The 13,076-nt window shown below is 63.3% G+C and carries 13 protein-coding genes; 11 read left to right on the plus strand and 2 right to left on the minus strand.

Annotated features, from left to right (window positions below; translation table 11 throughout):
- From QD356_RS12380 to QD356_RS12430, 11 genes are all read left to right on the plus strand, one after another.
- Entirely contained in the window at positions 1-516 is a 516-nt protein-coding gene (locus QD356_RS12380) for an acyl-CoA thioesterase (protein ID WP_264158068.1), read from the plus strand.
- Complete coding sequence (locus QD356_RS12385; RefSeq protein WP_192837480.1) at positions 516-1,136, plus strand: LolA-related protein; 621 nt, start codon at positions 516-518, stop codon at positions 1,134-1,136. The genes QD356_RS12380 and QD356_RS12385 overlap by 1 nt, the downstream gene beginning before the upstream one ends.
- On the plus strand, positions 1,133-3,673 hold the full coding sequence (locus tag QD356_RS12390) for a hypothetical protein (RefSeq protein WP_192837479.1): 2,541 nt from the start codon (positions 1,133-1,135) through the stop codon (positions 3,671-3,673). The genes QD356_RS12385 and QD356_RS12390 overlap by 4 nt, the downstream gene beginning before the upstream one ends.
- A gap of 96 nt (positions 3,674-3,769) precedes the next feature.
- Positions 3,770-5,161: a tryptophan 7-halogenase gene (locus QD356_RS12395; RefSeq protein WP_192837478.1), complete on the plus strand. Its 1,392-nt coding sequence runs from the start codon at positions 3,770-3,772 to the stop codon at positions 5,159-5,161.
- Between the two features lie 9 nt (positions 5,162-5,170).
- A complete protein-coding gene (locus QD356_RS12400; RefSeq protein ID WP_192837477.1) occupies positions 5,171-5,932 on the plus strand; it encodes a DUF3261 domain-containing protein in 762 nt (253 codons plus the stop codon).
- A complete protein-coding gene (locus QD356_RS12405; RefSeq protein WP_192837476.1) occupies positions 5,925-7,226 on the plus strand; it encodes a beta-ketoacyl-ACP synthase in 1,302 nt (433 codons plus the stop codon). The genes QD356_RS12400 and QD356_RS12405 overlap by 8 nt, the downstream gene beginning before the upstream one ends.
- The gene (locus QD356_RS12410; RefSeq protein ID WP_192837475.1) at positions 7,220-7,828 is read left to right on the plus strand and encodes a hypothetical protein; all 609 of its coding nucleotides are present in this window, start codon (positions 7,220-7,222) and stop codon (positions 7,826-7,828) included. The genes QD356_RS12405 and QD356_RS12410 overlap by 7 nt, the downstream gene beginning before the upstream one ends.
- A complete protein-coding gene (gene fabG, locus QD356_RS12415; RefSeq protein WP_192837474.1) occupies positions 7,828-8,601 on the plus strand; it encodes a 3-oxoacyl-ACP reductase FabG in 774 nt (257 codons plus the stop codon). The genes QD356_RS12410 and fabG overlap by 1 nt, the downstream gene beginning before the upstream one ends.
- The gene (locus QD356_RS12420; protein WP_225996303.1) at positions 8,601-9,860 is read left to right on the plus strand and encodes a beta-ketoacyl-ACP synthase; all 1,260 of its coding nucleotides are present in this window, start codon (positions 8,601-8,603) and stop codon (positions 9,858-9,860) included. The genes fabG and QD356_RS12420 overlap by 1 nt, the downstream gene beginning before the upstream one ends.
- A 214-nt stretch (positions 9,861-10,074) precedes the next feature.
- On the plus strand, positions 10,075-10,614 hold the full coding sequence (locus QD356_RS12425; RefSeq protein ID WP_225996302.1) for a heavy metal-binding domain-containing protein: 540 nt from the start codon (positions 10,075-10,077) through the stop codon (positions 10,612-10,614).
- 9 nt (positions 10,615-10,623) lie between these two features.
- Complete coding sequence (locus tag QD356_RS12430) at positions 10,624-11,514, plus strand: hypothetical protein (protein ID WP_192837473.1); 891 nt, start codon at positions 10,624-10,626, stop codon at positions 11,512-11,514.
- Between the two features lie 23 nt (positions 11,515-11,537).
- Here the strand turns inward: QD356_RS12430 and QD356_RS12435 are convergent, their stop codons facing one another.
- Entirely contained in the window at positions 11,538-12,005 is a 468-nt protein-coding gene (locus QD356_RS12435) for a hypothetical protein (RefSeq protein WP_192837472.1), read from the minus strand.
- Positions 12,006-12,014: 9 nt separating this feature from the next.
- Positions 12,015-13,076 carry a protein kinase gene (locus QD356_RS12440; protein WP_192837471.1) on the minus strand — a complete coding sequence of 354 codons (1,062 nt, stop codon included), beginning with the start codon at positions 13,074-13,076 and terminating at the stop codon, positions 12,015-12,017.

Raw genomic sequence — 13,076 nt, forward strand, 5'->3', positions numbered from 1 at the left:
TTGAGCGAGAAACAAGCCATGAATCAGCCAGCCGACACCCCGATGCCGACCGCCACGGTAGAGATGGAAGTGCCCTTCCACGACGTCGACATGATGGAAGTCGCCTGGCACGGCCATTACGTGCGCTATCTCGAGATCGCCCGCTGCAAGCTGCTCGACATGCTCGACTACAACTACCCGCAGATGCGCGATTCCGGCTACGCCTGGCCGGTGATCGACCTGCGCCTGCGCTATGCCGGCCCGGCGCGCTTCGGCCAGCGTATCGCCGTCACCGCACGGCTGCGCGAGTGGGAGAATCGCCTCAAGCTCGACTACGTGATTCGCGATGTCGAGAGCGGCAAGCGCCTGACCCGCGGCTACAGCGTGCAGGTCGCGGTCGGGTTGGAGGATGGCGAGATGCTGCTGGCCTCGCCCGCCGCGCTCAGCGAGCGGCTGGCCGCCTGGCAGGCCGAACAAGCGCTGACACACACCAGTGATTCGCCTGCCTCCCCTTCAGAAACACGAGGAACGCCGTGATGACGTCGCGCCTTGCCATTGCCGCCACTGCCCTGCTGCTGACTGCCGGTGCCCCCTGGGCCAGCGCATCCGAGACCAGTGCCTCAGAGACCAGTGCTCCCAAGACCAGCGCCGCCAAATTCGACGCTCGTGCCCTGACGCAACAGCTGGCACGCACCGCGCCAGTCTGCGGTAACTTCCAGCAGACGCGCTGGCTCGAGGATGTCGGTGCAGAGCTCGAGAGCCGGGGTCATTTCCGTCTGATCGGTGACCCGAACGCTCCTGAAGGCCTGGTGTGGGAAACCACTTCGCCGATTGAAGACCGTCTCGAGATGCGCCCCGATGCCAGCGAAGGCCCGAATGGCGAACCGCTGCCGGCCGACCAGCAGGCGATGGCGGAGCTGCTGATCAGCTTCTTCCACGGCGACTGGCAGGCGCTCGAGGAGCACTTCTCCCTCACGTTGACGGGTACGCCGGATGACTGGCAGGCCAGCCTGACACCAAGCGATGCCCGTCTGGCCGAGGCCATCGAGCGTCTCGAGATCGACGGTGGCAGCTGGCTGGAACACGTGAATCTCGACAGCGGCGATGGTGACCGCCTTGAGCTGACGCTCACCGCCGGCGGTCACTGCGAACGATGACATCACCCAGCCGAGAGCCGCGCAAGGGGCTGGATCGCGCCATCTGGCGCTGGCTGTGGGCCGCCGCCCTGCTGCTGTGCGCCCTGCTGCTGGCCGCGAAGATCGTCCCGCAGAGCCCATGGCATGGGGCGATCGACACCCGCATCACCGCCATGCTGCCACAGCAGGAACGCAGCCCGCTGGCGGCGCGCGCCGAGTCGCTGGATGACACCGCCAACCGGCTGGTGATTCTGGTCGGCAGTCGCGATGCCAGCGCCGCCGCACGCAAGCAGCGTGACGCTGCCGCCCAGTCTCTGCGTCAGGCGCTCGCGCCCATCGCGAGGCTGGATGACGGCAAGAGCCTCGAAAGCCTGCGCCTGCCGGCAGAGGTCCAGCCGGCGCTGATCGCCCCGTCGCTTGCAGGCCTGAGTGACGATGACTGGCAGGCGCGCGCCCTCAGGCAGCTGTTCCAGCCCGGCGGCCAGCGCGACCTGATCCGCGACCCATTCGGTCTCGCAGGCGCCTGGCAGAGCTGGCTGACGCCCGCCAACCTGTCGCTGTCCGGCGGCCAGCTGTTGCTGCACGCGCCGGCTTCCGCTGGCTCAGACCGTGACGAACAGGACAGTGATAAACAGCACAGTGACGAACAGGACAGCGACGGAAAGGGCAGCAATCAGCCTGGCAACGGTTATCGCCTGATCAGCGCCACCCTTTCGGGCAGCGCCTACGCGATGAGTGACCAGCAGGCGCTGGAGCAAGCCGTGAATGGCGTGAAGGCCGACTATCCCGACATCCGGCTGCTGCGCTCCGGACTGGTCTTCCACGCCAGCAACGGCGCACAGCAGGCCAAACAGGAGATGTCGACCATCGGGCTCGGCTCGCTGATCGGCGTGCTGCTGTTGCTGTGGGCGGTGTTCCGCACCCCGCGGCGGCTGCCATTGCTGCTGGTGCCGGTGGCCACGGGCGTGCTGTTCGCGCTGCCGCTGACCTGGTGGGCCTTCGGCAGCCTGCATGTGCTGACGCTGGCCTTCGGCGCCAGCCTGATCGGCATCTCCATCGATTACGTGCTGCATCTGGAGTGCATGCGCCGCCTGGCGACGACGAATGGCCGTGGCGGGCTCGCCGCGCTGTGGCCAGGCCTGACGCTGGGACTGTGTTCCAGCCTCGCTGCCTATCTGGCCATCACCCTGACGCCGATGCCCGGTCTGCGCCAGATGGGCATGTTCGCGGCGCTCGGCTTGATCGGTGCCTGGCTGAGCGTGCGCCTGTGGCTGCCGCAACTGCCACTGCCGGCGCAGGCCACCCGCGAGGACTCCCCCGCCGCCCGCGCCGCACACTGGCTGGCGCGCGCCATTCCCGGCAAGCGCAGCTGGCAGGCACTGGCTCTGCTGCTGCTGGCCGCGCTGGCAAGCCTCTACGGACTGCGCAGCGATGACCGCCTCACGCAGCTCAATCCCTCGCCTGCGTCTCTGATCAACGAGCAACGCGAGGTCCAGCGCCTGCTCGCCGAACCGGACGGCCTGCGCTACCTGATCGTGCAGGCCGAGACTGACGCCGCCCTGCTCACGCGCCTGCATGCGCTGGAAGGCACCTTCCAGCAGCTGAATGCACGCCAGCAGCTGGGCCACTGGGCGAGCCTCGCTCAGCAACTGCCGACGCTTGAACAGCAGCAGGCCAATCTCGGCGCCATGCGTGAGCGCACCCGCACCCTGCTGCCCCAGGTGCTGAGCACCGCAGGCCTGCCGCCTGAGCTGGTCACACGTGCCGAGCAGGCCATCGCAGACGCCCATCCGCTGCGCCCGGCGGACTGGGTCGCGCTGCCCGCCGGTGAGATGGGCCAACGACTGTGGCTCGACTCGCGCAGCGCCGCCATCGGCATCGTGCGCTTCGGCGATGTCACGGCTGACGGCAGCGCAACGCTTGCTCGCCTCGCCGCGGATGACGACAGCCTCGAGTATGTGGATCAGGTCGCCAGGCTCTCGACGACGCTGGGCAGGATTCGCAGCGAGATGGCCTGGCTGGTCGGCGGCGCGGTGGTCTTGATCAGCCTGCTGCTGGCGCTGCGCTATCGCCGCAGCACCTGGCGAGCCCTGCTGCCGCCGCTGGGCGGACTGGTACTGACGCTGGCGGCCCTGACGCTGGCTGGCGTCGGCCTCAACCTCTTCCACCTGCTGGGCCTGTTGCTGGTACTGGGGATTGGCCTGGATGCCGGCATCTTCTGTGCCGAGCATCCGGCGCACAGCGCAGAAAAAAGCAGCGCGGGCATCTTCTGTGCCGAGCATCCCGCGCGCAGCGCAGAAAAAAGCAGTGCAGGGATCTTCTGTGCCGAGCATCCGGCGCGCCGCTCTTTATCATCTACAGCGTCAGATGCAGCACAGACCAGCGCCAGCCGTGCATCGCAGGCCAGCCTGCTGGCGATTTCGCTGTCGTGCGCCTCCAGCCTGCTAGCCTTTGGGTTGTTGAGCTTCAGTCAGACACCAGCACTGGCGGCACTGGGGCTGGCCTGCCTGCTGGGGCTGAGCGCCACCTGGTGCCTGGTGCCCTTCGCGCGCAGTTGAGGCGGGGCATAAGCGAGAGGCAAGCAAGCCGCAGGGAACGCAGCGCAACAAGTACACATAACGATAACGATATCGACAACGACAGGGGACGAGGCCATGGAGTCGGCAGATCGCAGCAACAACCCACCACGCAAGGAAGTCATCATCATCGGCGCCGGACCCGCCGGCGCGGCGGCGGCGGCGTGGCTGGCACGCGCGGGCCATGCGGTGCGCGTACTGGAGCGCAGCCACTTCCCGCGCTTCTCCATCGGCGAGAGCCTGCTGCCGCGTTGCATGCAGCATCTGGAGGCCTGCGGCTTGATGGAGGCCGCCGCCGCCGGTGGCTATCAGCGCAAGACCGGTGCGGCCTTCACCCGCCGCGGCGAACATCGCGTGATCGACTTCCGCGACAAGTTCAGCGACGGCCCCGGCACCACCTGGCAGGTGGAGCGCGCCGACTTTGATCAGCGCTTGATCGAGGGCGCGCGGGCGGCGGGTGCCGAGGTCGAATTCGGCGTCACGGTCACGGGCTTCACTCCCGCTCGCGCCGCGCAGAGCGACGCCACTGGCCATGCGCAGGGGCCGCGCCTCACGCTGGCGGATGGCCGCGAGCTTGAGGCCGCCTTCGTGCTGGATGCCAGCGGCTATGGCCGCGTGCTGGCGCGGCTCGAATCGCTTGAGCGCGACCCGCGCCTGGAGCCGCGCATGGCGCTGTTCGGCCATGTCCACGACGGCATCGCCGACCTCGCGCCGCCCGCCGAGGGCTATCGCCGCGACAATATCCTGATCGCCTCGCATCCGACGCATCCCGATGTCTGGTACTGGCTGATTCCCTTCGCCAATGGCCGCGCCTCGCTGGGCGTGGTCGGCCCGCGCGAGCTGATCGAGCCTGCCGCCGAGGACGATGCGCAGACACGCCTGTGGCAGTGGGTGATGGAAGAACCACGCCTGGCGGAGCTGCTGCGCGATGCCACGCCCGCCAACGCCGTGCAGTCGCTGGGCGGTTACAGCGCCGATGTCAGTCGCCTGCATGGCCCGGGCTATGCGCTGCTCGGCAATGCCGGAGAGTTTCTGGACCCGGTGTTCTCCTCCGGCGTGACCATCGCACTGGAATCGGCGCAGCGTGCCGCGCCGCTGGTCGCGCGTGAGCTTACCGCGACCCGCGATGAGCAGCGCCCCGACTGGGCCAGCGAATACGAGCAGCCGCTGCGCCGTGGCATCGAGGTCTTCCGCGAATTCGTCACCGCCTGGTACGACAGCCGCCTGACCGACATCATCTATCACCCCGAGCCGCATGCGCGGATTCGCCAGATGATCAGCGCGGTGCTCGCCGGTTACGCCTGGGACACGGCCAACCCCTTCGTCAGCGCCAGTCGCCGCCGCCTGACGGCCCTTGCCAGACTGACCGCGCCCGAGCAGGCACTCGCGCCAGACGCGGTGCAGGAGAGCGACTCGGTGGCTGACCTCAGCGCCTTCGGCCGCGCAGCAAGCGTCGGCGAGAACAGGTAAAGTAGCGTCATGAAAAACATGTCTTTCGCCTCTCACGCTGATTCCACAGGGCTGCTCTCAGTCGGGCTGCGCAGCCGCCTCAGGCTGGCCAGCCTCGCCGTGGCCGCCACGCTGCTGTTGAGCGGCTGCAGCCTGCTCGCCCCAAAGCCGCTGGAGGCTGCCAGCCCGATGCCGGCGCTGGCGAGTCTCGAGCAGACCCGCACCCAACGTCTGATTCTGCGTGTGGCGCGTATAGAGAGTGATGACAACGCAAAACGTACTGTCGCTGTGGACGCCGATGCCGAGGCTGGCGAGGGTGCGCAGGAGCAGAATCTGCCGCCTCTCATCGGCGTACTGCGCCAATCGCCCGAGGCCATGCGGCTGGTCATGCTCAGCGTGCAGGGCCAACGCCTGCTGACGCTGGTGCATGATGCCGACGGCAGCCGTTTCGAGAAGGCACGCCCCGAGGTGCTCGAGAAGCTGCCCTTCACCGCCGACTGGCTGGCGCGGCGTATCGCCTGGGTGCACTGGCCGCAGGCCGCGATCGATGCCGCCTTTGCGAACACAGGCTGGCAGCTGGTACAACGCGGCGACTGGCAACAACGTCGCCAGCCCGCGCAGCGCATCATCACGCAAGATGGTGTGACCATCGCCGAGCTGACCCGCGATGCCAGCGGCCGCGTGACCCTGCGCGACCCGGCAGCCGACATGCAACTGACGCTGGAACCGCTGGCAGCGCCCAGCACACAGAACGACCCTGACGACTCACCGGAAGCTCCCGCGCATGACTGAATCTGTTGCAACCGTGGCCACCGCTACCATCAAGGGCCGCGACACTGGCAACGCCTGTCGCCTGTCACGCCCCGGCATCGTCTGCCCGCTGGGCGCAGACCACGGCCTGATCAGCAGTGCGCTGTTCAGCGCCAGCCGTGGCCTGCGTGTCAGTGATGACTTCAGCCCCGGCACGCCGCTGTCGCTGGGGCGCGTCACCGCGCGGCTGGTGGATGACAGCGACTGGCCGACCCCGCTGCGCTCACGCAACAACCGCCTGCTGGCCACCGCGCTTGAGCAGCTGGCACCGGAGCTTGAAGCCCTCAAGCGCCAGGGCATCGCGCCGGAGCGCATCGGCGTGGTGCTCGGCACCAGCACCTCCGGCATCGGCGAGACGGAAGCCGCGATGGATGCCCAGCGCGCCGCCGTCGCCCAGGGCACGCCGAGCGCCGACAGCTGGCCGCAAAGCTTTGAATATCGTCGCCAGGAACTGGGCGCGCCCGCCGAGTGTGTCGCCTGGCTGAGCGGCGCGCGCGGGCCGATCTACACCCTCTCCACCGCCTGCACCTCCAGCGCCAAGGCCCTGGCCAGCGCACGCCGCCTGCTGGCCTCCGGCCAGTGCGATGCGGTGATCGCCGGTGGCGCCGACAGCCTGTGCCACATGACGGTGAAGGGCTTCATGAGCCTGGAGGCCGTCAGCCGCAAGCAGAGCCAGCCGCTGGGAGCCGAGCGTGATGGCATCAATCTGGGCGAGGCCGCGGTGCTGTTCGTGGTCACGCCGGAGCGCGGTGGCGTACAGCTGACCGGCGTCGGCGAATCCAGCGATGCCCACCATATTTCCGCGCCCTGCCCCGATGGCAGCGGCGCCGAGGCCGCCATGCGCGGCGCGCTCACCAGTGCCGGGCGCACCCCCGGCGAGATCGACTACATCAACCTGCACGGCACCGCCACGCCGCTGAATGATGCGATGGAAAGCCTCGCCATCAGCCGCCTGTTCGGCACGGATGCCGATGCTGACGAGCCCCGTCTGCCCGCCGTCAGCTCGACCAAGGCCCTCACCGGCCATACGCTGGGGGCCTGCGGGGCACTGGAAGCCGCCTTCTGCTGGCTGGCGCTGGAACATGGCCGCCTGCCGCCGCATGCCACGCCGCGTGAGGCGCTGGACCCGGCGCTGCCTGCGCTCAATATCGTCTATCGTGACCGCCCCGAGACCCCGCCGCTGCGGGTGATGAGCAATGCCTTCGCCTTCGGCGGCAACAATATCTCGCTGGTGCTGGAGCGCCACACCACCGACCCGGAGTCCTCTGCATGCTGACCCCGAGCACCGACTCAGTTTCCCCTGCTGGCGCTGAGGTGCAGCCCCGTGAGGCGCGCTATCCCGCCATGCCCTGCGCCATCGGCCCCTATGTGCCCCATGATGCCGGCATGTGCCTGCTGGATAGCGTGCTGTGCTGTGACGCGCATTCGCTGAGCGCTGACATCACCCCGGCGCCAGACAACCTGTTCGCCGAGCAGGACGCCGACGGCCAGGCCGTGATTCCCGCCTGGGTCGGGCTTGAGTGGATGGCGCAGGCCATCGCCGCCTGGTCGGGCATGCAGGCCGCGCGCAGCGGCCAGCCGCCACGGGTCGGCTTTCTGCTCGGGAGTCGCCGTTATGAGAGCGAAGTCGCCGCCTTTTCCTGCGACTGTCGCTGGCAGATTCATGTTCAGCTCGACTATCGCGCCGACAACGGTCTGGGCGCCTTCGAGGCCACCATCAGCGACGAGCACGGCGCCATAGTCGCGCGTGCCGGCGTGAATGTCTTCGAGCCGGCGCCCGAGGCGCTGCCCTCCGCGGCGTCTACGCAAGCCACCGCACAAGAATCCTCACCCGGACAGCAGGATGCTGCCGGTGCCTCATCGCAAGGTAATGTCTGATGTCTGTCACACCCCCCGCTACTGAAACTGCCACCGCTGCCCCTGAAGCACGCGAGTGGATTCTGGTCACCGGCTCCAGCCGTGGCATCGGCCGCGCCATCGCGCTGCGTCTGGCCCGCGAAGGCTACAACCTGGTGCTGCATTGTCGCTCGCGCCGTGACGCCGCCGAGGAGGTCGCGCGTGAGATCAGCGTCCTGGGCGGTGAATCGCGCATCCTGAGCTTCGATGTCGCCGATCGTGACGCCGCACGCAGCGCGCTGGAAGCCGATATCGAGGCCCACGGCTGCTACTACGGGGTGGTCTGCAATGCCGGTATCCATGCCGACAACGCCTTCCCGGCGCTCACCGATGAAGACTGGGACAGCGTGATCCGCACCAACCTCGATGGCTTCTACAACGTCATCAAACCGCTTTCCATGCCGCTGGTACGCCGCCGCAAGCCGGGGCGCATCATCGTGATGTCCTCGGTGTCGGGCATGATGGGCAATCGCGGCCAGGTCAACTATTCCGCCGCCAAGGCGGGTCTGATCGGCGCGGTCAAGGCGCTGGCGGTGGAACTGGCCAAGCGCCGCATCACCGTCAATGCCGTCGCACCGGGCGTCATCGCCACCGAGATGACCGAAGGCGTCGAGATGGAAGAGGCGCTGAAGATGATTCCCATGCGTCGCGCGGGGGAAGCCGAGGAAGTCGCCGCCACCGTGGCCTTCCTGTGCTCGAAGGACGCCGGCTACATCACCCGCCAGACCATCGCGGTGAACGGGGGGATGTTCTGATGACGGCTTCCTCTCAGGCACTGCGCGGCAGACGTGTCGTGGTCACCGGCATGCATGGCTTCTCGCCCATCGGCAATGACTGGCCGACCCTGCGCGCCAACCTGGCCGCCGGGCGCACCGGTATCCGCTATATCGAGGACTGGGACAAGTACGACGGCCTCAACACCCGCCTCGGCGCGCCGGTCAACGACTTCGAACTGCCCAGTCACTACAATCGCCGCGCGCTGCGCAGCATGGGGCGTGTGGCGCAGCTGGCGACCCGCTCCAGCGAACTGGCGCTGGAAGCGGCTGGCCTGAGTGACAGCCCGCTCAAGGAGAGCGGCCAGATGGGCATCGCCTACGGTGCCTCGGCCGGGGAGCCGGATGCGGTGGCCGACTTCGGCAACATGCTGATCAATCACTCCACCGACGGGCTCAGCGCCAACTCCTATATCCGCATGATGGCGCACACCGCGCCGGTCAATATCGGCGTCTTCCTCGGTATCAAGGGGCGGATTCACACCACCTCCAGCGCCTGCACCTCGGGCAGTCAGGGCATCGGTTACGCCTATGAGGCGATCCGCTTCGGCCGCCAGACCGCGATGGTCGCCGGTGGCTGCGAGGAGCTGTCCGCCGCCGACGCCGCCGTGTTCGATACCCTGTTCGCCACCAGCACCTGCAATGAGCGCCCGGACCTGTCACCGCGGCCCTTCGATGCCGAACGTGATGGCCTGGTGATCGGCGAAGGCGCCGGCACGCTGATTCTGGAAGAGCTGGAGCACGCCCTGGCGCGCGGCGCGACCATCCACGCCGAGATTCTCGGCTTCGGCACCAACTCCGATGGCCGTCACGTCACCCAGCCGGACGCCAACATGATGGAAGCCGCGATGCGCATGGCGCTGGAGGATGCCGGTGTCGAGGCCTCAGAGATCGGCTATGTCAGCGCCCATGGCACCGCCACCGAGCGCGGTGATATCGCCGAGAGCCACGCCACCCATGCCGTGTTTGGCGATTCCACGCCGATCAGCGCCTTCAAGAGTTACACCGGCCATACCCTGGGTGCCTGTGGCGCGCTGGAGGCCTGGATCGCCATCGAGATGATGCGCGATGGCTGGTTCCACGGTACCGCCAATCTCACCAGTCTCGACCCACGCTGTGCGCAGCTCGACTATCTCACCGGCGCAGGCCGCGAGATCGAGACGGACACCGTGATGAGCAACAACTTCGCCTTCGGTGGCATCAATACCTCGCTGATTCTGCGTCGCTGGCAGGGTGAGTGAGTCACTGGCAATCTGATCTGGCGCCAGTCACCACGCTTCGCGCTGACGCCTCTGCAGGGTGTCGCCAACGTACGACTTTGCAGCGGGTCGGATCTGGCGCAAGATACGCGCCCGCTGCATGGTCTATGGTGTGATTGGCTCACGCCCCTGGCTGGCTGACGGCGATATTCACTGGCGTCGCGCCAGTCAATCACCCTGTTAGGAGAGGTCTCAGATGGCGTCACGTTCTGCTCAGTCGCTTGCATCCTCGAAACATTCCGCGGCACCTGCCACGCGCGCTCACTCGGGTCGCGCCTCGCGTGTGCTGACACTGATGTCTGCACTGCTGCTCGGCTCTGCGGGGCTTGTGGCCTCCGCTCCGGCGGTGGCGCGGGACACGCAGCACTTCTTGCCGATCATGCCGGTGATGGCCAGCACCGCGGCCAGTCAGCGACTGGGCAAGGACGTGGCCTTCTTCTTCGGTGACAAGCAGCCCTACGAGCGGATCGAGAAGCGTGGCTGGGCGCGGGTGAACCCGAAGACCAACGCGACCAACAAGGGCGATGCGGAAGCCTGTCGCTGGGTGTTCCTGTCGGCGCTGCGTGAGCTGCAGGAAAAGGCGCGCGAATATGGGGCCAATGCGGTCATCAACATTCGCAGCGACTATGACAAGGTGCCCTACTCCAGCAGCGAGAAGTACGAGTGCCATGCGGGCAATATCGTCGCGGGCGTCGCGTTGCGTGGGGATCTGGTGATCCTGCATCCGAAGAACTGATTCGCCATCATGACGGCCAGGCAAGGCAAGGATGTGAGCGAGACAAGCGAGCCGATTGAGGATAACTCCGCAGTCGAGCCAGCGGCGCGTCCGACCGCTCACCCCGCCTATCGCTGCGTGGTGCTGGGGCATGCTGCAGCGGATGGCTCCTGTACGCCGAACACTGGTTCACTGAGCTCTGGTTCGCTGAACACTGATTCGCTGAGCAGTGGTTCGCTGAATGCCGAGCCGCTGATCTCGCATGATCCCCACGCTCTCGCCGCCTCCTTGGTATCTGCGACTGGCGGCGCTGCCTGCGCCTTGCCGAATCTCTGCTCTGCATCATCCTCTCGGCCAGCCCGCCTGTGGCTGGCCGAGGCGTGTGTGCTGCCAGCATCCTGTGCTGATTTGGCTGCTCCCTCTATCAACTCCTCGGCTGAAGCTTCCCGCCATCGCTCGCTGCGCGCACACCAGCCGGATGTGGATAACGCGGACACCCCCGTGTCATCTACCAAGGCCCGCCGTCGCCAGCAACGTGAAGCCGAATCGCACCTCGCCCGCCTCCTGCTCGGTGAACTCGCCGCGGCCCAAGGCATTGCGCTACCACTTTCCGACTGGTCGCCGCGTGGCCAGGCGCCCCATCACCCTGCGCTACCGGTAGGCTTCTACGTCTCCATCGCCCACCGCCACGGCCATGTACTCGTCGGCATCGCCACCCTCCCGCTCGGGCTGGACCTCGAATACCTCAACCCCCGCCACGCCCACGACCTCGACGCCCGCATCGCCATGCTGCCTACAGATGCACGCGAACGCCTCGCTGAAGCATCACACCTCAGCGAGACAGAACGACTGGACGGATTTTATCGAGAGTGGGTGCGGTATGAGGCCATTATAAAAACCTGTACTACCGAAACAGTTTAATTCAGCATATAACTCCATGAAGCTTATAAAGACCACCGCTTTAATATAGAAATCTCATACTCTTTACAATCCACCATTACTTCAGAGACCACATCATCAGGAATATCATCATGACTATAGACCATTTTATAGTCTTGAGCGTCTAGCCAATCAAAAACATCTTCCTTATCTGGCCCAATATCGTATACGTACATATTTAAATCTACTACAGAAGAACTATACAAAAACTTACTTTCGCCACCAAAAAAAACCTCTGCTAGCACACCTGACGAATAACCGGCAGAGTAGTTAGCAGCTTCGCTCACATCTGGCGTACAAAAAATACACTCGCTTCTAGCCTTAACTCTAAAATTATTGAAAAACCATTCATCTACAATCTTATGTATAAGAATAGGAGTATCTACCGGCTGTCTAGGCGTATCTCTATAAGAATTAATTAAAACCCCATCAGATAAAGATTCCGCATATGAAAATCCTCTATAAAGCCTCATAAAAAAACCTCAATAAGGATCATTAACAGTATCATATTTCCACCCTTCAGGGGGCATAAACCAATAAGGACTTTTAAAATATTTTTCAATATCCTTAGGGCCTTTCAATTTCAGATGCAACTCATTAAACCGGATATCCCACAATACTCGACTAACGTAACTCATATCCTTTCTTTGGCTAGCATCTATTTTACATACTGAAACAAAAAGCTTGGCCAAAAATGTGCTATATACAACATCCAGTGATTCTATTTCATCATATGCATCATCAATTGCACGTTGTAACACACCAGACTTAATTGCTTCAATATACGATCCTATGTCAGGGTGAGAAATTAAATCCTTACCTGTCAAAATTTTATACAGAAGAAGCGACATAGACCAAGAATCATATTTTAGATAATTATTAATAACATTACCCCAGGGAGTAAAAATTTCTGGAGGAAGTCCATAAAATGATCCCTCTATTTTCTTCCTAGCACCATTAGCTACATCAAAAACAAATTGCTCACTATCCTCATAATTCAAATCGATAACTGATATAGCTTCTCCTAAATCTATAATCTTAACGCCTACTTCAGGCGGATTTGCATGCCAATCCAATTCAACATCTTCGATTATAATATTCCCGGGATGTAAATCTCTATGACAAAAACCGCCGAGCGTTATAGAACTAACTCCGCTACAAACTCTATGAACCAATTCTACCCTATCATCCAGAGAAATATTTTTTTTGTTTTCCAACCATTTATTTAATGAAGGTGCGTCACACCATTCTGTCACTAAACACAATACCTTATCGTCATAAAAACTCTCTGACGATATATAATCAACATTATGATTGACTAATTTATATTGCGTCCACCTCTTAGTCAACATTATTTCATTTTTAAACTTAGCCAACTCATAATCATTAGCAGGGAAAAGCAAATATTTCATAAACACTGTTTTACCGCTTTCCAAATCCCTACCTAAAAAACTTTTTGCGCCCATGCCATATGTCAATTCTTTAAGAGGCTCGTATCTACCATCAACCAAAGCAACGGAAATACTCTTAAGCAATTCTATCAT

It is taken from the genome of Cobetia sp. 2AS, assembly GCF_029846355.1.
In the GTDB taxonomy this organism is placed as follows: Bacteria; Pseudomonadota; Gammaproteobacteria; order Pseudomonadales; family Halomonadaceae; genus Cobetia; species Cobetia amphilecti.

Excerpts from the sequence above, each read along its gene's own strand:
- QD356_RS12385 (WP_192837480.1), top strand. The coding sequence starts at position 516 with ATGACGTCGCGCCTTGCCATTGCCGCCACTGCCCTGCTGCTGACTGCC.
- QD356_RS12390 (WP_192837479.1), top strand. The coding sequence starts at position 1,133 with ATGACATCACCCAGCCGAGAGCCGCGCAAGGGGCTGGATCGCGCCATC.
- QD356_RS12395 (WP_192837478.1), top strand. The coding sequence starts at position 3,770 with ATGGAGTCGGCAGATCGCAGCAACAACCCACCACGCAAGGAAGTCATC.
- QD356_RS12400 (WP_192837477.1), top strand. The coding sequence starts at position 5,171 with ATGAAAAACATGTCTTTCGCCTCTCACGCTGATTCCACAGGGCTGCTC.
- QD356_RS12405 (WP_192837476.1), top strand. The coding sequence starts at position 5,925 with ATGACTGAATCTGTTGCAACCGTGGCCACCGCTACCATCAAGGGCCGC.
- QD356_RS12410 (WP_192837475.1), top strand. The coding sequence starts at position 7,220 with ATGCTGACCCCGAGCACCGACTCAGTTTCCCCTGCTGGCGCTGAGGTG.
- fabG (WP_192837474.1), top strand. The coding sequence starts at position 7,828 with ATGTCTGTCACACCCCCCGCTACTGAAACTGCCACCGCTGCCCCTGAA.
- QD356_RS12420 (WP_225996303.1), top strand. The coding sequence starts at position 8,601 with ATGACGGCTTCCTCTCAGGCACTGCGCGGCAGACGTGTCGTGGTCACC.
- QD356_RS12425 (WP_225996302.1), top strand. The coding sequence starts at position 10,075 with ATGGCGTCACGTTCTGCTCAGTCGCTTGCATCCTCGAAACATTCCGCG.
- QD356_RS12430 (WP_192837473.1), top strand. The coding sequence starts at position 10,624 with ATGACGGCCAGGCAAGGCAAGGATGTGAGCGAGACAAGCGAGCCGATT.
- QD356_RS12435 (WP_192837472.1), bottom strand. The coding sequence starts at position 12,005 with ATGAGGCTTTATAGAGGATTTTCATATGCGGAATCTTTATCTGATGGG.
- QD356_RS12440 (WP_192837471.1), bottom strand. The coding sequence starts at position 13,076 with ATGATAGAATTGCTTAAGAGTATTTCCGTTGCTTTGGTTGATGGTAGA.